This window comes from Microbulbifer variabilis, assembly GCF_056232115.1.
On sequence record NZ_CP174325.1, the window covers coordinates 3,204,851 to 3,224,723 of the forward strand.

The window sequence follows — 19,873 nt, forward strand, 5'->3', positions numbered from 1 at the left end:
GACGCTTAAAATGGATAACTGGCTGGTTACAATCCTGGTAGTAGTGCTGCTTATCGCGGTATTGGATGGTGTGCGCCGCGCAATCATGCGGCAGCGGGCGGCTGTAAAAGTCTCCCGAAATTTATCCAAGGCGATGCAATCTGAGGTGGACAGTGAAGCTGACCCCGTCTCAAAATCGGCCCCCAAAACTACCGCTGATGATACACCGAGCAAACCCCGTGATGAACGTGCTGAGGAGAGGCAGGCGAACAGTGAACTGCCTGGCCAGGTGCGCGTAGTTCAGCGCCGCGCAATGGAAGATGCCCTGCACGTCAACCGCCAGGTGCAAGAGAGTTTTATTTCCTCGCGTAAGCCCCTCGCAGGGAGTACACCCCAGCGCAAACTGGAAGAGCAGGGTGTGCTTGATCTGGAAGAGCAGGTACCTACCTTAATGGAGTCCATTAGTGAAGAGCAGCGTTTTGAGCCGGAACTGAATGAATCCGAGAGCCTGCATGCGATCAGTGAGGACAGGGCAGGAACCACAACTTCCCCCGAAAATGAGCCACCTGCACACCGGGATCCAGGCCCGCAAATACCTTTGGCTGATGAGTACCCCCAGGAAAAAGTACCGGTGCGCGACGAAGTTCTTGTCATTAATGTGATGGCTCCGGAAGGGGATTACTTTGAGGGCAATGATCTCCTGCGGGTGATGGTGGCTTCGGGTATGCGTTTTGGCGAAATGAATATTTTCCATTACCACGAGGGTGGTGGAGCCGATGGAGCGGTTATTTTCAGCCTGGCAAATATCGTTGTGCCGGGCGTTTTTGATCTCGCCCAGATGGAGGAGTTTGCCACTCCCGGGGTTAGCCTGTTCCTGGCGTTGCCGGTAGAGGGGGAAGCGATCAAGGCATTTGATCAGCTGTTGTCCACCGCTTACACCATCGCCAAGTTGCTCGGTGGGGAGCTGAAAGATGAAAATCGCAGTGTTTTCACTGCCCAGACCGCTGAGCACTATCGCCAGCGTGTCATGGAATACCAGCGCCGCCGCGCATTGGCTATGGCACAGAACTGATAGCGAAAACTTTTATTTGTCAGTAACAGCGGCCCCAGGCCGCGGTGGAATCCCCTGGGGTTTTGACCGCGGCCTGGGGCCGCTGCTGTATACCAAATTCAAATTTCTTTTTTTAACCTGTTTTTCAATTGAATTGTTGATGACCATACAAACTATTCCCAAGCAGACCCGCGATCGGGTGCAGGAGTTGCACGAACTGCTCCAGCGAGCGAATTACCAGTATTACGTATTGGATGATCCGGAGCTGCCGGATGCGGAATATGATCGACGTTTGCGGGAATTGCAGGATATTGAACAGCAGTTTCCTGAACTGCAGACTGCAGATTCGCCTACCCAGCGGGTTGGTGCTGAGCCCCTGTCCTCCTTTGCCGAGGTACGCCATGAAGTGCCGATGCTTTCGCTCGACAATGCATTTAATGATGAAGAGTTGGTGGAATTTGATCGTCGGGTATGCGAGCGATTGAATAGCCGGGGGCCAATTGAATATGCCTGTGAGCCAAAGCTCGATGGTATTGCTATCAGCCTTTTGTACCGAGATGGTGTTCTCCAGCGCGCGGCTACCCGTGGTGATGGCACCACCGGCGAGGATATTACACAAAATGTGCGAACAGTGGGTTCGGTGCCATTGCGCTTGCGTCAGGCAAAAGGGGTTGCCAAGTTTCCCGCTGTTTTGGAAGTGCGCGGTGAGATTTATATGCCCAAGGCGGGATTTGCCGAGCTGAATCGCAAGGCTGCCGCAGCGGGTGAAAAGTTGTTCGTCAATCCGCGCAATGCCGCAGCCGGTAGTTTGCGTCAACTTGACTCCCGTATCACCGCCCTGCGCCCATTAGAACTTTGCGCCTATGGTACCGGGCTGGTAGAGGGGGCGAGCCTGCCGGAGGAGCATATAGCAACTCTGGAATTGTTGGGGCAATGGGGGTTTCGCATTAATAGCGAGATGCGTGTGGCAGAAGATATCCAGGCTTGTATCGATTATCACAAAGAGCTGGGGGAGAAGCGCGAGAGCCTGCCTTACGATATCGACGGTATTGTATTTAAGGTTAATAGCATACCCCTTCAACGGCGATTGGGCTTCGTGGCTCGGGCACCTCGCTGGGCTATGGCTTATAAATTTCCCGCCCAGGAAGAAATGACCGAGCTTCTCGATGTGGAATTCCAGGTGGGGCGCACAGGTGCGGTAACACCGGTAGCTCGGTTAAAACCGGTATTTGTCGGTGGGGTTACCGTCTCCAACGCAACTCTGCATAACCGCGATGAAATTCAGCGCCTCGGAGTTATGATTGGCGATACTGTCGTTATTCGCCGTGCTGGTGATGTAATTCCGCAAGTAGTTTCGGTGGTGGAGACGAAGCGGCCGAAGGATGCCAAGGCAATTGAATTTCCCACGCACTGTCCGGTATGTGAATCGCCTGTTGAGTCGACACCCGGTGAAGCCGTAGCCCGCTGTAGCGGTGGTTTGATTTGCAGCGCCCAGCGCAAGCAGGCCATCAGACATTTCGCCTCGCGCAAGGCCATGGATATTGACGGTCTCGGAGACAAATTGGTGGAGCAACTGGTGGATGAGGGGCTGCTGCATTCTGTTTCCGGGCTCTATCACCTTGAACTCGAACAGTTGGCGGGTCTTGAGCGCATGGGGCAAAAGTCCGCGCAAAATCTGTTGGATGCGCTGGAGCGCAGTAAAGATACCACTCTGCCGAAGTTCCTCTATGCATTGGGGATACGCGAAGTCGGTGAGGCGACTGCGCGAAATCTGGCGCGGTATTTTGGCACCCTGGAAGCATTGATGGCTGCTGATGAAGAGGCTTTACAGGAAGTAGATGATGTCGGCCCGACAGTAGCTCACTTCGTTGCTGAGTTTTTCCAGCAGACCCATGCTCAAGAGGAAATCGAAGCTCTACGCCAGGCTGGAGTACATTGGCCAGCGGAGGAAACGGGTGGTGAGGAGCAACCTCTATCAGGGCAGACCTGGGTGCTCACCGGAAAACTCGAAACCCTTTCCCGAAGTGAAGCCAAAGACTACTTGCAGCGTCTTGGAGCCAAGGTGGCTGGTAGTGTGTCAGCAAAAACTCATCATGTTGTGGCGGGCCCGGGAGCGGGCTCAAAGCTGAACAAAGCGCGGGAGCTTAATATTCCGGTAATGGATGAGGAGGGTTTAATGGAAATGCTGCGCCAGAGGGGCTTTGAAATATAACTTCCGCCTCGTGGGTGCTGTGAAACAGTACCCGCGTTTTCCGTTAATTCCCGCTCAACATAAATGATCGCCCGCGGAGTTATGGCTTTCTTGCCGCTTCGCCGTTAAAGTGCATCTCCAAGATCTTTTTTGCCCTGGGTACCTGATGTCCGGTGGCGCTGTGGTAAGGAATGGAATTAATGCTTCAGGGCGATCAGGAATCCATAGTTTACGGTTGTATCAAAGACAGCAATAGTCTTAGCGGCGGCAGTGAACGTCGCCGGGTTAACCGCAATGCGGTCCTGGCCTTACCTAGTGCCGATGAGTGGCCTTTTCTCTGTCGCGATATGTTTTCCATCCCTACCATCAAGGTAAAGCAGTCCCAGTACCAAACTGACGTAATTCATTTCGGTGCCTCATACCGGGCCGTGGAGTATGAGTGGGATATGTGGATTCAGAAGTTTGAAGAGCTGCTGAAGAGCATGTACTGGGTGTCGGCAACTGTACATTTGGAAACTGAGTTGTCGGGAGTCCACTCTTTTAGCTGGGAGGCAGCCGGCCTCTATCATGAGCCGGGTAGTGGCGATATGCAGGTGCGCTGCGAGTGGACACAGGAAGGGCGTGTCAGTGTCTAAGAATTTACAGCCGAGGCTCTCAGGCTAATCCTTTTAATAATCCCGTCAGCTAATATTTTCTCTATCGCCAGCTATCCAGCTGGCACAGTCGCTGTTGCACTACTAGAGTCACAGATTTTGATGTACTGGTTCGATTCGGCAACTATATTCCCAGTGAATGCCTTTCAGTGAAACGATGGTCTGGTAAAGTGCCTCTGTCATTTGGCAAAAACAAAGCCAATGATTGGCAATAAAGCCGGATTATAAGAAATGGCGCCTGGGGCGCCTTATCAGGAAGGAATGATCATGATCAAAGCAAGCTCTCTACTCTTTGCCAGCGCCCTGATGCTGTCGCCGTTGTTACACGCGGCGGAGCATGAATCCAAAACCGATATGGCCAGCAAGGCGCCGGAGAATGCCAAACTCTATATTATTTCCCCCAAGGATGGCGAGAAGGTTCCTCGGACATTTACTGTGAAGTTTGGTTTGTCTGGTATGGGGGTGGCTCCGGCTGGAGTGGATAGTGAAAATACCGGGCACCACCACCTGCTGATCGACGTCGATGAAATGCCGGATATGAGTAAGCCGCTACCTGCGAGTGAGAACATTATCCACTTCGGCGGTGGCCAGACAGAGACCCAGGTCACTTTGCCGCCAGGTAAACATACTTTGCAGCTGGTACTGGGTAATTACATGCATGTACCCCATGAAAAGCCGGTGATGTCCAAGAAGATCACTATCGAAGTAGAGTGATCCACGGCATAAAACGATAGTCACCGGTGTGCCTTGGTACACCTTGAGGAAGAGCAATGAGCGACAAATTCCGCACTGAAAAGGACAGCCTCGGTGAAATCCAGGTGCCGCAGGCAGCGCTCTACGGGGCCCAAACACAGCGTGCGGTGGAAAATTTCCCAGTCAGTGGCAAGGGTCTACCGACAGAGTTTATTCAGGCTGTAGTGCTGATTAAGAAGTCGGCGGCCGAGGCAAATCGAGACTTGGGGCTGCTGGATAAAGCGCGAGCAGCGGCGATCATCGCTGCCTGCGACAGTCTTGGCGATCCGGAGTTTGCCGCTCACTTCCCAGTGGATATTTACCAGACTGGCTCGGGCACCAGTTCGAATATGAACGTTAACGAGGTGTTGGCACACCTGGCCGGTAAGGGTAATGGGCTCGCTATCAGTCCTAATGATCACGTCAATATGAGCCAGAGCAGTAATGACGTAATCCCCACGGCAATTCATGTCTCTGCGCTGCTTGCGGTGCGCGATAAATTGTTGCCCGCCTTGCGCCACTTACATACCCGCTTGTGTGATAAGGCGGAGGAAGTGCAAAGTGTGGTCAAAACCGGCCGTACTCACCTGATGGATGCGGTGCCTATGACCATGGCACAGGAAGTGGGAGCCTGGGCAGCGCAGGTAGAGGACTGCCGCGAGCGGATCCGTGGGACCATGCCGCGCCTGGCGCAGCTGGCCCAGGGGGGGACTGCAATCGGCACAGGGCTAAATGCCCACCCGGATTTTTCCGAGCTGTTTGCACAAAAGCTCAGCGCTCACACCTCACAACAGTTTCGCCCCGCAGACAACCTGTTTGCCGCTATCTCAAGTCAGGATACGTCAGTAGAGCTGTCTGGACAGCTCAAGGTACTGGCGGTGGCGATGATGAAGATCGCCAACGATCTACGCTGGATGAATAGTGGTCCCCTGGCCGGAGTAACTGAGATAGCACTTAAGGCCCTGCAACCGGGTAGCAGTATTATGCCGGGTAAGGTTAATCCGGTAATTGCCGAGTCGGCGGCCATGGTAGCTGCGCGGGTGATGGGTAATGACACCACGATTACCGTGGCCGGGCAGAGCGGTAACTTCCAGTTAAATGTTATGTTGCCACTAGTGGCCAGTACCTTGCTCGAAAGCATTCATCTGCTTGCCAATGCATCACTTCTGCTGGCGGACCGTGCTATCGCTGGCTTTACGATAAACCGGGCGCACATAGAGGAGACGTTGGGACGCAACCCTATATTGGTGACGGCGCTAAATCCTGTAATTGGTTATCTTAAGGCAGCGGAGATTGCCAAGGCCGCCTACAGCAGCGGCAGGCCAGTATTGGATGTAGCTTTGGAAATGACTGATCTTGACCGCAAGACCCTTGAAGATCTTTTGGATCCTGCGCACCTGGCGAAGGGCGGTTTGGTCGGTGAGTAACTGGGTTTCAGGCAAATATGGCGATGCCCAGCATGATTAGGGTGATAATCGCTGTCATGCACATCATCCAGCGAAATAGGCGCAACAGGGTGGCCTGATCCTCGGGTTCCAGCATTCTTCTGGGCATCCTCGCCTCCTGCGGCGTTGACAGATACCTGCCAATCCCTCACGATTCGACGCCGCGTCGGTACCTGAGACCGACAATACAATGGTAGCGCCACAGAAAGTGGTAATCTCACCGGTTTTACAATCAATTTATTCAGATCACCATGGCCAATAAAAGTCGCCGCTCCTTTATTACCAGCGTACTTGCCTGTGTCGCATTTGTCGTGGCAGCGATTTATAGCTGGGACCTGCCTGTCAGAGACGTTGTGTACTACTTCCTACTTCTTCTGGTAGTGCTGTTTGTCATTATTGTAGTTGCGATGGGGTTTGGGGCTTTGTTGAACTGGCTGCGCAGGCGAAAGTAGATAGATGGCGTCAGAAGAGGATATCCGCATACCGATTGCCTACCTGGAGCGTTTGCTGGAGGAGGCGATTCGCCATGGTTGCGATCGCAAAGAGTTACTCAACTCAGTCGGCATTGATGAAGCCGAGCTTGAGGGCGTTGCCGCTTTCTCCGCGATCAGGTACGGCCGGCTGTACCAGAGGGTAATGTGGCTGGCCCAAAATGAGTGGTTTGGCATGCTCAGTGGCGGGCGTGTGCGCTCAGGCTCTTTCCGCTTACTGTGTCTGGCAGTGGTAAATTGCGCGACTTTGCGTCAAGCGATCACACTGTGTGCCGAGTTTATGGAGATCTGTAGGGGCTTTAAGGTGAAGCCCGTGCTTGAGGGAGACCCCTCCGGGCGTGTGAGGGTAGAGATTCATGGCATTTCTTCTTTGGAGGAAGGCGAGTTTGATCAGCTGTTAGCCTCCACCAGTCCCAGTGTGGTGCGCACAACTTTGGCGGTTTGGCACCGCTTCTATTGCTGGCTTGCCGGGCGCGAGGTGCCCTTAGCGCGTCTGCACTTTTCATTCCCGTGCCCGGAAGAATTCCGCAGCCTGGCCCAGAGCGAGGCTGATGAGTTACTGTTCGAGCAGCCATTTAATGCCCTCGAATACGATACGCGCTATCTCGAGTATCCTGTTGTGCAGAGCCCGCAGATGGTCGAGGATTTTATCCGTACCGCGCCCTACCACCTGGTGATCAGCGACGGCAGCGCGAACAGTATCAAAACAAAAGTGAAAACCATCCTGAATCGGGATGTGAGTGAATCCATGCCTGCAGCGGAGGCGGTGGCAGATCGCCTCAATATGTCTGTGACAACCCTGCGCCGTCGATTGCAGCAGGAGGGGACTTCCTATCAGAAACTGAAGGATGAGTGTCGCATGGAGGCTGCTTTTCACTATTTAAGCTGCCCAGACCTGTCTAATGGACAGATTGCCGAGATGCTTGGCTTCGACGAATCCAGTGCATTTTTTCGCGCGTTTAAGAAGTGGACAGGTATCACGCCAGGTGAGTATCGGCGGGGCGGTCGCGCCGCTGCCGGCCTGGATATTTGACCGGGTTGGTCACATTTTTTCGAATTCCCGCCTCGATTTGTCACCGCTTTGGACGGATTTAGCCATAGAGAGGGCTGCCGGCTTACTACTATGATGAACAAATCCTAGTAATTAGTCACAACTATGACCGGCCAGTTTTGCGCTTGGTCCTAAACATAAACAAATTGAGGGTATCAGGATGACCGATATCAAAGTGCCACTGCGTGATATGCGTTTCGTCATGCGCGAGATGCTGGACTCAGACAAGCATTACGAGTCACTTGGATTTGAGGAGGCGACTCCTGATGTCGTGGATGCCATCCTGGAAGAGGGTGCGAAGTTCTGTGAAAACGTACTGGCACCGCTGAATCAGGTTGGCGACCAGCAGGGTTGTACCTGGAAAGACGGTGAGGTCACCACCCCGGAAGGTTTTAAAGAAGCCTATCAACAGTTCGTAGAAGCTGGCTGGCCGGCATTGCCCCACGATCCCGAGTATGGCGGTCAGGGCCTGCCGCCCTCTCTGGGCACCATCATGAGCGAAATGGTGGGTATCGCTAACTGGTCTTGGGGCATGTACCCGGGCCTGTCCCACGGCGCCATGAATACCCTGGAAGAGCATGGTACCGATCAGCAGAAGGCCGTTTACCTGACCAAGCTGGTTGAGGGTAGCTGGACTGGCACCATGTGCCTGACCGAGCCTCACTGCGGTACTGATCTGGGTATCTTGCGTACCAAAGCTGAGCCCACCGGAGACGGCTCCTACGCAATTACCGGTACCAAAATCTTTATTTCTGCCGGTGAGCACGACATGACTGAAAACATCGTGCATATCGTACTGGCGCGCCTTCCGGATGCGCCGGCTGGCACCAAGGGTATCTCCCTGTTTATCGTGCCCAAGTTTGTACCTAATGCTGATGGTTCTGTCGGTGAGCGCAACGGCGTTGTGTGTGGTTCCCTGGAACACAAAATGGGTATTCACGGTAATGCCACTGCAGTTTTGAACTTTGACGGTGCAAAAGGCTTTTTGATTGGCGAGCCCAACAAAGGCCTGAACTATATGTTCACCTTTATGAATACCGCGCGCCTGGGTACGGCTCTGCAGGGTCTTGCTCACTCAGAAATCGGCTTCCAGAAGTCCCTGGCTTACGCCAAGGACCGTCTGCAAATGCGCTCCCTGTCCGGCGCCAAGAACCCTGAAGGCCCGGCTGATCCGATCATCGTACACCCCGATGTTCGCCGTATGCTGTTGACCCAAAAGGCTATCGCTGAAGGCAGCCGCATGCTGGTTGCCAACTGTGCGCTGCTGGTAGACATTACCCACAAGGGTGACGAGGCTGCTAAGAAAGAAGCTGAAGACCAGCTGGCTTTCCTGACGCCGATTGCCAAAGCATTTATCACTGAAGCCGGCCTTGAGTCTGCCAACCTGGGCCTGCAGTGCTTTGGTGGCCACGGTTACATTGCCGAGTGGGGTATGGAGCAAAATGTACGTGATGCACGTATCTCTACTATCTATGAGGGCACTACCGGTGTTCAGGCTCTCGACCTGCTGGGCCGCAAGGTGCTGATGACTCAGGGTGAACTGCTGCGCGGTTTCACCAAGAAGGTACACAAGTTCTGCCAGGCGGAAATTGATAATGAAGCGCTTGCACCTTTCGTGACCAAGCTGCAGGAGCTGAACAAGCAGTGGGGCGATTTGACCCTGCATGTTGGTGGTAAAGCAATGGAAAACCCGGATGAAGTTGGTGCGGCTTCTGTCGACTACCTGATGTTCTCCGGTTATACCGTACTCGGTTACTTGTGGGCCCGTGCCGCCAAACTGGCCAATGAGAAACTTGCAGAAGGTACCGCTGAAGCAGATTTCTACCAGGCCAAGCTGAAGACTGCACGTTTCTACTTCGAGCGTATTCTGCCACGTACCGCCAGCCACGCAGCGACCATGCTTAGTGGTGCGGCCAACCTAATGGATCTGGACGCTGAGCATTTTGCGTTCTAATTCCACTCCCAGTAAAAAAACCGCCGGTTCTTACCGGCGGTTTTTTTTACCGGCGCCGTAGTGGTTAATAACGGAGAGATTCCGATGCAATTGCCGGATTCAGTGCAGCAGCGCCTTCGGCGTCTAGCTTGTTTGCACCCACTTGCTCGGGTACAGTTTCGGCTGCCGGACGCCTGTGATTTTTTTGTTTATATCACTGGTAGTGCCAATGACCTTGAGGTGGTATCCGAATTCGGACAAGCAGAACAGCCGGCACTAATATTAGAAATGGCTAACCAAACGCTCAAAGCAATATTGGATGGTCATTTAAACGCGCGCCATGCCTTTCTCTTGGGGGACGTTCAGTACACGGGGGATAGAGAGCTGGCGGCGGCCTTGGCAGGTTTATTTCCTGCGCGGAGTAAAAAGGGAGATATGTTTGGAGAGGCATGAAAGCACCTCTTTTTCACTATCTCGCAAGATACTACAAACAATAAATAAATTCTCGCTGGCGCCTTTAGATGGCAGGTTTCGTCTATAAGGACGGAAGATGAGAGCAAGCGACAACAACAATCAGGAATGGGAGAAGAGAGTTGGACATTGAACGCAGCATACTCGATGTTTTTAAGGGCGCTTGCGCCAAATTTGGTGACCGACCGGCTTTTACCTGCCTGGGACGAACTCTGACGATTGGCGATATTGACACTCTGAGCGCGAAGTTTGCGTCCTATCTGCAAAATCATACAAATTTAAAGCCGGGTGATCGCATCGCCGTCCAGCTGCCCAATGTACTGCAGTATCCTGTAGTGGTTTTTGGTGCCCTGCGTGCGGGCCTCGTGGTGGTTAATACTAACCCGTTGTATACCCAGCGTGAGTTAAAGCACCAGCTAAATGATTCCGGAGCCAAGGCGTTAATCGTCCTGGCCAATATTGCCGATACTGCTTCTGCAGTAGTTGCGGAAACCGGCGTGGAAGAAGTAATTGTTACTGAGATTGCGGACCTGCACAGTCCGCTCAAGCGCACGTTGATAAATAGCGTTGCCAAGTACATTAAGAAAATGGTGCCGGAGTTTTCCTTCGCCAACCAGGTGTCCTTCCGCGAGGTTATGACTCTCGGTGCCCAGCAACCGCAGCAGGATGCTGAGCGCACACCGGATGATATTGCCGTGTTGCAATACACAGGCGGTACTACTGGCGTGGCTAAGGGCGCTATGCTCACCAACCGCAACCTGGTTGCGAATATGGAGCAGGTGCGCGAAGCGTTTGGCAGTGGCATGAAAGAGGGTGAGGAATACTATATCGCGCCTTTGCCCCTTTACCATATTTACGCTTTTACCATTCACTGCATGTGTCTCTTCTCGACTGGCAATCACTCGCTGCTGATTCCGAACCCGCGCGATATTCCCGGTTTTGTAAAAATGCTAAAAGGTCAGCGTTTCACTGGTTTTGTCGGCCTCAATACCCTGTTTAATGGTTTGATGCGTAACAAGGAGTTTGCTGAGCTGGACTTCAGTAAACTGCATTCCACAGCTTCCGGCGGTATGGCTCTGACCCGAGATACGGCCAAGCGTTGGGAAGAGATGACCGGCTGTGTGGTAATGGAAGGCTATGGTATGACCGAGACTTCCCCTGTTGTTTCCTTCAACCCTACCGATGGTGTTCAGTTAGGTACTGTTGGTATCCCGGTGCCGGGTACCGAAGTCAAAGTGGTTGATGAAAATGGTAATGACCTGCCGAATAATTCTCCCGGTGAGCTTTGCGTGCGCGGTCCTCAGGTAATGAAAGGTTACTGGCAGCGTCCGGAGGCAACTGCGGATACTATCGATAGTGAGGGCTGGTTGAATACCGGGGATATGGCGGTTATACAGGATGATGGTTACATCAAAATTGTAGATCGCAAAAAGGACATGATTATTGTGTCCGGCTTTAATGTGTACCCCAACGAAATTGAAGATGTAGTGAGTGCCCACCCGAAAGTCACTGAAGCTGCAGCGATTGGTGTGCCCGATGAAAAGAGCGGTGAGCAGGTAAAACTGTTTGTGGTGAAAGCCGACTCGTCTCTGACTGAAGATGAAGTTATTGCTTTCTGTCGTGAAAATATGACTGCCTACAAGGTGCCCAAGCAAGTGGAATTCCGCGAAGACTTGCCCAAAACGAATGTGGGTAAAATCCTGCGCCGTGAACTGCGCGATGAGGAATTGAAAAAGCTGGAAGCCGTTAGCGCATAGTGCTTAGCCGGGTGAAGTCCCGGTTAGCTATTTTCTTTAAGCCTCACTGGAAACGGTGGGGCTTTTTTATTTTTAACTGTGCCGGGTTAGTAGATGGTTTTGCAGGAGGAGACCAAGACTGAGAGAGAGGGTTGTGTAAGTAAAAGGGGAGAGAAGGTCGCGGTAGCCCTGGGGTGCCACCGCGAATAAAGGGAGGTTACCAGTTATTTGCGTGACTCTGCACTTGCATCGCGAATCGCACGGAACTCGTTACCCTCATACCAGTTGGGCCAGTCTCGGCTGTTGGCCAGTTCTAAGCCGAGTTTCAGACCCAGCTGCAGATCCATAGCAGAACCTTTTAGGTTCCAGGAGGGGTCGTACTCGTCGCCAGGCTTGTGATAGTGCTGGCTAACGTACTCATTGCCTTTCGCCTGGGCCCATTCGCGGCCATGCTCAAAGTTGTCTGTTCCGGAATCGAAATACAGCATGGGCACGCCTTTCTTCGCCAGGCTGAAGTGATCTGAGCGATAGAAGTAGCCGCGCTCTGGGTGCTCTTCCGGAGCCAGGTAGCGACCTTGGCCTTTGGCAGAAACTTCCAGCAGCTGTTCAAGCTCGCTGCTACCGTAACCAATCACGGTGATGTCACGGGCTGGGCCCAGAACATTCATTGCATCAAAATTGATACCGGCAACCGTTTTCTCCAGGGGGGCTACAGGCTTTTCAGCGTAGTATTTGGAGCCGAGCAGGCCGGACTCTTCAGCAGTTACAGCTACGAACAGTAGTGAGCGTTCCGGGCGATCCAGTTTTACAGCTTCGGCTGCCATAGCGAGCAGGCCGGCAGTACCTGTTGCATTATCCACGGCACCGTTAAAGATCCGGTCCTCACCTTCCGCGTTCTTGTTGACACCCAGGTGATCCCAGTGTGCGGTGTAAACAACCACCTCGTCCGGGTGCTTTGTGCCGGGTAGTTTGGCCACTACGTTGCGGGAGTTGGATTTCTGCAGGCGGTTTTTCAACTGAACACTGGCAGTTACCCCAAGGGCCTTAGGTTTGAAGCCCTGGGCTTTGGCTGCATCCATTTCCTTTTGTAAATCCAGACCAGCGGCGCTGAATAGCTCGTTAGCGGCTTGGTTAGTCATCCAGGCCTCTACAGCGACACGGTCAGCATTCTTGTTTTCAGCTTCGAGACTGACTTGCGCACCGGACCAGGAGCCGCTAACCACTTCCCATGGGTAACCCGCAGCCCCGGTCTCGTGGATGATGATTGCACCGTCAGCACCCTGGCGGGCCGCTTCCTCGAATTTGTAGCTCCAGCGACCGTAGTAGGTCATAGCATTGCCATTGAACAGAGCTTTGTCCTTGGTCGCGTAACCAGGATCGTTGACCAGAATGACTGCTGTCTTGCCCTTCATATCCAGGCCGGCGTAATCGTTCCAGTTGTTTTCAGGAGCGACAATGCCGTAGCCGACAAATACCAGCTCGCTGTTATCCAGGGCGGAGGCTGCAGTTTGCCTTTGGGTGAAGGTCACCATGTCTTCAATAGGTTGCAGCTGCTGCTCGAAACCATTTCCTGAGAATTTAAGGGGAGAGGCTTCTATCTCCATCTCCACGATGGGCACCTGCTGGAACCAGCTTGGCTTGCCGGCGGCATCTACGGCGCCGGGTACCAGGCCCAGGGCCTTGAACTGTTCTGCCAGGTAAGTAACGGTCAGCTCCTCACCCTTGGTGGCAGGAGCGCGCCCTTCGAACTTGTCGGAAGCTAGGATTGCAATATGCTTGTGCAGATCAGCAGCTATGGCATCAACTTGCGCCTGCTCAGCTTTGCTGAGGGACAGCTTGGATTCAGAGGCCTGATGCTCAGCATGGGCTGCACTGTGATCTGCTTCCGGTTTGGTGGCTTCGGGGTTGCCTTTACCACAGGCGGTAAGTGCACTGCCAACGGCTATGGTTAAGCCAAGGCGGCGCCAGAGGGTAGGGATTCGCATAATTATGTCCTGAGAGTCTTGCTCAGGCATAGATTATGCCCCATTTCAACTAAACTAACGACAGCTCTGAGTGGGCGGTATAAATGGGGTCCGCATAAAAAGAGCCCGCTGCATAGGCAAGCGGGCCCAGAATAGGGATATGAACTCAGTTTTTTTACCAAATATTTATTTACCTAAGGCTCACTCGCTGCGGAGCCATTGTCCCTCATTGGCTTGGTCCTGGTAGTTGACCCAGACCTTGTCGTAACCAGTAGCTTCTTTAGCTGCTTTTAAAGCCTGGTTGTCCTGGCTGTTAGTGGGAACCTCAAATACATACTCGCTACCAAGTGACTGGCAAATATTGGCTCCGTGGGACCAGGGGCCGATGGAGGCGCTGACCAGCCAGCTGCCATTGTTCATATTCTTACAGGCAAAGCTGTACTGGTTGCTGCAATTGGCATCATTCCAGCGGCCATTACCCCACTGCATCGCGCAATCTTCATTGTTAAGATTGTTGGGTTCGCTTTGGTCCCATGACCAGATGGCAGCTGCGATGCGTCCATCGGTAGTATTCATATTGTCTAGATTGATGATGTTGCGGCCAAGGGCAAAGCCTTCGCGAACATCATTGGCAGTAATTCTCTTGATACCGCCGTTAAAAATTTCCCCAATGGTGCCAATGGTGGTGCTGTCTTCCCATACTCGACCAATTTCACCGAGACCAGTGAATGCCATATTTTGCATATCACTGTTTCCAGAGCAGCCGCCATCTTTCCACAAAATTACCTGTTTGCCCTCTGCCAGTACTTGATTTTTAGTTAGGGTGTTTGGAATGCTTTTGCAGCCGCCACTGTAATAAATTCTATCGCCGAAACGGCTGTTAATCTGATTGTAAAGATCCTGATGGCGACCGTCGGAGTGATCTTCGATGTACAGAATAATGACTTCATCCTGATTTGCGCTGTCTTCGAGCCAGGCTCTTACCTCATTGAAGCCTTCGGTCGCATACTTGTCATTGAGGCTGCATAGTCCATGACAGAGCAGCAGGCGTTTGGGGTAGGAGAAAAGGCTCTCCATCTTCGCTGTCCAATGAACATCGAGTTCTATAAAGCGGGCACCCATCCGCAGTTGATCCTTGATGGAATATTCCTGCTGGGGGTCAAGGTAGCGGCAACCAACAGAGAAGTTACAAGCCCGGTACACTTCCGAATTGTAGGTATTGTGCGTACCGAGAATATTGTTCTCGCTCATAGGCGTGTGGTTGTCAATTTTCCGTTGTAGATCCAGAGCTTTACCAGTCCAGCTATTTTGAAAATCAGTAACGGTATCTGCCCAAAGGGGGGAGCAAACAAACAGCGAGATAATAGCTGTTGCCTGGATTAGCTGCATGATAGTGCGTTTCATTATTATTCTCCGGGGGAGTTGGGGGTTGAGTAGCAGTTTCATTTACTTCGTATTTTGAATAAATGAACAGCCTTGTTGATTTTTATTGGTTTATTTTTTTGAAAGTGTGAAGTAGAGATTTATTTATTATTTTTGGGGTTTTTACTATGGATAAATTTCCCTGTCTAGAAAAAGTGAAATGCACTATTGGCTTTTGGGATGTTGGTTTGGTTGCCGGGCGGTTGCGTGAATAGAAAGTTCCAATATTGAGTTGATAATGTTTTGTGGTGACTGGTTATTCTATTTTTGGTTTTTTTGGGTTAACTCAAATTTCTCTTGTTGATTGGTCAGTATTTGTATTGACTAAGCGTTCACTTTTTAGTGTATGAGAAGGGATTGTCTGGGGACTTTTATTGCTATTTGTGAAGGCTCCCGTGTCGTGATATGCCCTTTATGCTTATTGGTAGAAAGTCCACTGTGTGGAGAAAGTGGGATGAGTCTTATCTCAATAAATACCCCCTACAATTATTATTGGCTTAGAAGATGCTTGATTCTTTGGTGGTTGTTATCGCCAGTCAGGTATTTGGGAATAACGAAGTGGAGCATTGAGCGGTGCAGCGACTCAACAAATGGACTATTTTACTGGGTTCCTTTCCCGCTACTTTTATCTTGGGCCTGGACTACACCATAGTCAGTATTGCCCTCCCTACTATTCAGCAAAGCCTCGGCGCTACATTTGTCCAGACCCAATGGATAATCAATATCTTTATGTTAATGCTCTGTATCCTGATGGCGAGCATGGGGCGTCTCGGGGATATTGTTGGTTCGTTAAAAATGCTAAATGTTGGATGGATACTGCTAGCAGTTGCTTCTCTATTGGCTGGGTTGGCAAATGATCCATTGTGGTTGATTGTCTGGCGTGGTTTACAAGGTGTTGCTATCGCCATCATTGTGCCAAATAACATAGCGTTACTGTCCCATAGCTTTGTGGAGAAAGAAGCGGGTTTTGCTATGGGCTGGTGGATGTCAATTTTGGCGGTAGGTTTTGCACTTGGGCCTGTATTGGGCGGAATAATGTGCCATCTTTTTTCTTGGCGCTCTATTTTCTTTATTAATATTCCCTTTGTCTTGGTCAGTGTTGTTGTAGGGCTCTTTATGATGAAGAGTCCACAGTGCCTGGATGCAGAAAAAAGCTATATAGATTGGCGCGGTATGATTTTGCTCGCGCTAAGTGTTGGATCGTTGGTATTGCTGGTGGTGGAGGGGCCTCAAATCGGGTGGATGAGTTGGCCTGCTCTGGTTCTATTGGGGGTTTCTATTATTGGTTTTTGGCTTCTGTATAGGGTTGAGAACAAATTAGAGCAACCGCTAATTCATTTTTCCTACTTTAAAAACGCTCTATTTTCTGCCTGTGTGCTGACTAATTTTAGTTTGTTGGTGTTTTTGATTTCTGCATTTTTCCTGTTGCCGTTTTACTTGCACGTTGTTCGCCAGGACACAACAGTGATGTCCGGATTGATACTGCTACCAATTACTTTGGTGATGGCATTAGTCTCCCCGCTTGCAGGGCGAATGGCTACAAACTCACGTCCCGCTGCGCCGATACTAATCGGTGTAATATGTATTTTGATTGCGGCCATAGTAATGACGCAATTTTCTACCCAAACAAACTTTACTACTTTATTGTTGGCTTTTGTTCCTTTTGGTATTGCCTGGGGCTTTGTCTTTAGTGCTACCGCGCCTATCGCAATAGGTGCCCTGCCTGCGAATAGTGCCGGTATTGCCACAGGTATGCTGTGGGGTATTCAGAATATTGGTGCTGCACTTGGTCTGGCTGTTACTGGTACTGTTTTCCGGTTGTTGGAAAAGCACAACTTGTTACAGTTGATAAAGGAAGATGGGATTGCCATGTCACATAGCTTTGAAAAGTATATTCAAACTCTATTAATGAATCCTGAGCGAGTTGACCACAGTGCCGCAGGAGTTTCCAGTCAGCTTCATAGCCAAGTTGTTACAATGTTTGACCAGTCTTTCGCGAGTGCTTTTCAATCTGTAATGTGGGGGTTGGTGGCATTTACCTTTTTACTTTTGTTGATGGTTATATTTCTACTGAAAAAATCGCAGTAAGTTTTCAATATTTTTTCTGTTTTCGATTTGGGGTGATTTAAAAATTTTATGTTGCAGTCAGTCAACGAAAAGGGTTGATAAATCTTCTCATTGGAGATTACTGTACAAAAGTTTGTGCATCGTAGTGAATGCTATTGAAGTTAATTGTAAATGTGTTTTGATATTTGTTCTAAGTGAATAATCGTAGAGGTTGCCTTCACTATTAAGCCAACATGAGTAAGCTGGATCCAGTACGTAAAGCCTACCTGGAGCGGGTAGATTTGTTTGTATTCATTGAATAATTAATATAATAAGAAATGTCTTTTATTAAGCCGAAAACTATAGCGCCCACTCTTCTCCATGTCTCTAAACTAATATCCAGGCAGTGAGTTTTGCTTCCTTGAAAGTGGGTTCCCGGCCGTATCGGCCGGGGCCATTTGTGACCTGGTTTTACTTCAGGGTTTTTAGTACTTCACGTATCGGGTACAGGATATCGCGGGCCAGCTGTTGGCTGCGGGCTGGTGACCAGCCTTCTATGGGATCGGGGAGGTTGTCGTTGTCTTTAAAGGGCATTTCCAGAGTTAGTGCCAGGGTGCGGAATTGGTGGCCGGCCCAGGCGGTGCCAATAGTGAGGTTGGCTTCGCCAGGCTTGTCCAGCTCATAACCATGCTCAGTTTGGAAGTCAGGGCTTAGGGCCTCATAGGCCTGTTTGAAGGTCTCCTCCAGTTTCGCATGGCGTTCATCGTAGCCGGGAATACCCTCACAAGCTGCAACAAAATTGTAGGGAAGCGCTTCATCGCCATGAATATCTAAGAAAATATCCCCACCAATTTCCAGCATTTTTTCTCGCACCAGGAATACTTCAGGACTCCGTTCCATCGTTGGGTTAAGCCACTCGCGATTCAGGTTGGCACCAGCGGCATTGGTGCGCAAATGTCCTCGGACACTGCCATCGGGGTTCATATTGGGGACCACATAGAAAACGGTGTCAGTGAGCAGCTTGTGGGCCTGTGGGTTGGCATCATCCAGCAATGCTTCAAGGAAGCCCTCTACAAACCACTCGGCCATAGTTTCTCCGGGGTGCTGACGAGCAATCATCCATACCCGGTGCTTGGCAGTATCAGCATCTCCGATAGTGAGCATGGTCATGTCGCGCTCGTCGAGGGTCTTACCGAGGGTTTGCACTTTCACCCGATCGTTGCTCTGCGCCCACGCCAGCAAGTCCAGATGCCGCTCCCAGGAGTAGGGGGCGAAATAGGCGATATAAATGCTTGGTTCATCCAGGGTAACTGTAAAATCGAGGGTGTTACCGTCATAGTTGGCGCCGACTCGGAACCAGTTTTGTCTATCGTATGAGGCACATACTCGATAGTTCTCCCAGCCTTCCGGATATGCTGATTTGCCCGCATTGACGATGCGCAAGGGGTAGCTGGCCCCAACTTCGCCTTCGAGGCGAAAGTGGAACCACTGGTAAAAATCAGAATTATTGTCCTGGCGGATGGCCAGTTCTATTGGGCTGCTATCAGTATTGATGACTTCGATATTGCCGCTGTCAAAAGCACTGGTTATATACATTTAGAGAGCTCCACGCTTGTTGTTGGGCGCAGGATACAGCGGTATGGGGAATATTTCAGGAATAGGAAAGGGAATATCGCCACTTTATGGTGCGATTTCGCGCTGCCAATAATAAAAAAGCACGGTATCGAATTCGATACCGTGCTTTAGCCAATCCCTGGCGGCACCTGCTACGACTACTGCTCCCTGAAATTTCCGGTGTCGGACCCCTGGCGACTGCTCACTGCCCGGCCTGATCACAAGTGCGTCACTCCACACTGTCAGAAATCGTTTACTTCTCCATGACATACCGCAGCTAGTGCTGGTTAAAGTTTAGGCAGTCTCGGTGATCAAATGTTGTACCTTGGTGCAGATCGGCGTAAATTTGGTTATCTTCTGTCCATGCTGAATGGGGCGATAGCCCCGTTAAGAGCGTGTTGGGTTGGCAAGCTTCAATTTGAGGGCCCATGACCTTACAGAAATATTATTCAATTAGATAAATGAGGTAAGCCATGAATAGAAATATCAAACGTGGCATTGTGTTCAGCGGCTTGTTGACAATGTTAATGAACCTCAGCGCATGTGGTTACTTTCTGTATCCGGAGCGCAAGGGGCAGGCCGGTGGGCGTGTTGATCCGGCTGTAGTAATACTGGATGGTGCAGCGCTGCTTTTTGGTATTATTCCAGGGGTTGTGGCCTTTGCAGTGGATTTTACCAACGGTACCATTTACCTGCCGCCAGGTAGGAGTTCAGTCGTTGATCGGCACGTCAGTAGTGTTGAGCAAGGTGAGGTGCGTCAGGTTGTCGATGAAAAGGGACAGGCTTGGCTGGAGGTACCGGTTGAAACCTCCGCTTTAGAGCATGAGAACCTGCAGCGATTGAGTGAAACCTTGTCGGATGTCACTGGAAGCCAAGTTGATAGTGGTGAAATTCTCTGGCTGGAGGATTCGGCAGCCTTACGGGCAGCGACGTCAACCCAGACTGCGTCACGCTAACTCCCACTGCTGTCATATCATATTTTTGATATTGATGAGCTGCCAGCTGTGTAATGGTAGCTCTCAATGTCGCCTCTGCTCTTTCTCCAGATACTTAGCCGAGCCCGGACTGAGAGTAAAGGGGTTCCAGCAAGCCGC

Annotated in this window: 15 protein-coding genes; 12 read left to right on the forward strand and 3 right to left on the reverse strand. The window is 51.2% G+C overall.

Translation table 11 applies throughout. The features are described from left to right. Nucleotides 1-10: 10 nt before the first annotated feature. The 10 genes from zipA (at nt 11) to ACJJI7_RS14390 (ending at nt 11,754) form a co-directional block, all read left to right on the forward strand. Nucleotides 11-1,051 (forward strand): cell division protein ZipA, encoded by a 1,041-nt coding sequence (gene zipA, locus ACJJI7_RS14345; protein WP_444901877.1) that lies wholly within the window; start codon nt 11-13, stop codon nt 1,049-1,051. Nucleotides 1,052-1,190: 139 nt separating this feature from the next. Beyond that, nucleotides 1,191-3,242, forward strand: a complete 2,052-nt coding sequence (ligA, locus tag ACJJI7_RS14350; protein WP_444902650.1) for an NAD-dependent DNA ligase LigA — start codon at nt 1,191-1,193, stop codon at nt 3,240-3,242. A gap of 179 nt (nt 3,243-3,421) precedes the next feature. Further along, nucleotides 3,422-3,856: a hypothetical protein gene (locus tag ACJJI7_RS14355; protein WP_020414783.1), complete on the forward strand. Its 435-nt coding sequence runs from the start codon at nt 3,422-3,424 to the stop codon at nt 3,854-3,856. A gap of 285 nt (nt 3,857-4,141) precedes the next feature. Further along, nucleotides 4,142-4,588, forward strand: a complete 447-nt coding sequence (locus ACJJI7_RS14360) for a DUF4399 domain-containing protein (RefSeq protein WP_020414784.1) — start codon at nt 4,142-4,144, stop codon at nt 4,586-4,588. 56 nt (nt 4,589-4,644) lie between these two features. Continuing rightward, nucleotides 4,645-6,033: a class II fumarate hydratase gene (locus ACJJI7_RS14365; RefSeq protein WP_353375078.1), complete on the forward strand. Its 1,389-nt coding sequence runs from the start codon at nt 4,645-4,647 to the stop codon at nt 6,031-6,033. Between the two features lie 269 nt (nt 6,034-6,302). Then, a complete protein-coding gene (locus tag ACJJI7_RS14370) occupies nt 6,303-6,503 on the forward strand; it encodes a hypothetical protein (RefSeq protein ID WP_020414787.1) in 201 nt (66 codons plus the stop codon). A 4-nt stretch (nt 6,504-6,507) separates the two neighbouring features. Then, complete coding sequence (locus ACJJI7_RS14375; RefSeq protein ID WP_020414788.1) at nt 6,508-7,575, forward strand: AraC family transcriptional regulator; 1,068 nt, start codon at nt 6,508-6,510, stop codon at nt 7,573-7,575. Nucleotides 7,576-7,753: 178 nt separating this feature from the next. Continuing rightward, nucleotides 7,754-9,547: an acyl-CoA dehydrogenase C-terminal domain-containing protein gene (locus ACJJI7_RS14380; protein ID WP_020414789.1), complete on the forward strand. Its 1,794-nt coding sequence runs from the start codon at nt 7,754-7,756 to the stop codon at nt 9,545-9,547. Nucleotides 9,548-9,631: 84 nt separating this feature from the next. Beyond that, nucleotides 9,632-9,979 carry an SCP2 sterol-binding domain-containing protein gene (locus ACJJI7_RS14385; protein WP_020414790.1) on the forward strand — a complete coding sequence of 116 codons (348 nt, stop codon included), beginning with the start codon at nt 9,632-9,634 and terminating at the stop codon, nt 9,977-9,979. A gap of 140 nt (nt 9,980-10,119) precedes the next feature. Beyond that, nucleotides 10,120-11,754 (forward strand): AMP-binding protein, encoded by a 1,635-nt coding sequence (locus tag ACJJI7_RS14390; protein ID WP_020414791.1) that lies wholly within the window; start codon nt 10,120-10,122, stop codon nt 11,752-11,754. 203 nt (nt 11,755-11,957) lie between these two features. On the opposite strand, the gene ACJJI7_RS14395 is transcribed toward ACJJI7_RS14390, so the two are convergent. Beyond that, nucleotides 11,958-13,718 carry a M28 family metallopeptidase gene (locus ACJJI7_RS14395; RefSeq protein ID WP_444901876.1) on the reverse strand — a complete coding sequence of 587 codons (1,761 nt, stop codon included), beginning with the start codon at nt 13,716-13,718 and terminating at the stop codon, nt 11,958-11,960. Between the two features lie 180 nt (nt 13,719-13,898). After that, nucleotides 13,899-15,101, reverse strand: a complete 1,203-nt coding sequence (locus ACJJI7_RS14400) for a phosphatidylinositol-specific phospholipase C domain-containing protein (protein WP_444901875.1) — start codon at nt 15,099-15,101, stop codon at nt 13,899-13,901. A gap of 591 nt (nt 15,102-15,692) precedes the next feature. On the opposite strand from ACJJI7_RS14400, the gene ACJJI7_RS14405 reads away from it, so the two are divergent. Then, nucleotides 15,693-17,207, forward strand: coding sequence for an MFS transporter (locus ACJJI7_RS14405; protein ID WP_444901874.1), 1,515 nt, complete (start codon nt 15,693-15,695; stop codon nt 17,205-17,207). A 429-nt stretch (nt 17,208-17,636) separates the two neighbouring features. Here the strand turns inward: ACJJI7_RS14405 and ACJJI7_RS14410 are convergent, their stop codons facing one another. After that, a complete protein-coding gene (locus ACJJI7_RS14410) occupies nt 17,637-18,761 on the reverse strand; it encodes a M14 family metallopeptidase (RefSeq protein WP_444901873.1) in 1,125 nt (374 codons plus the stop codon). 491 nt (nt 18,762-19,252) lie between these two features. Between ACJJI7_RS14410 and ACJJI7_RS14415 the strand changes: the two genes are divergently transcribed. Then, nucleotides 19,253-19,735: a hypothetical protein gene (locus tag ACJJI7_RS14415; protein ID WP_020414797.1), complete on the forward strand. Its 483-nt coding sequence runs from the start codon at nt 19,253-19,255 to the stop codon at nt 19,733-19,735. The last annotated feature ends 138 nt before the right edge of the window (nt 19,736-19,873 follow it).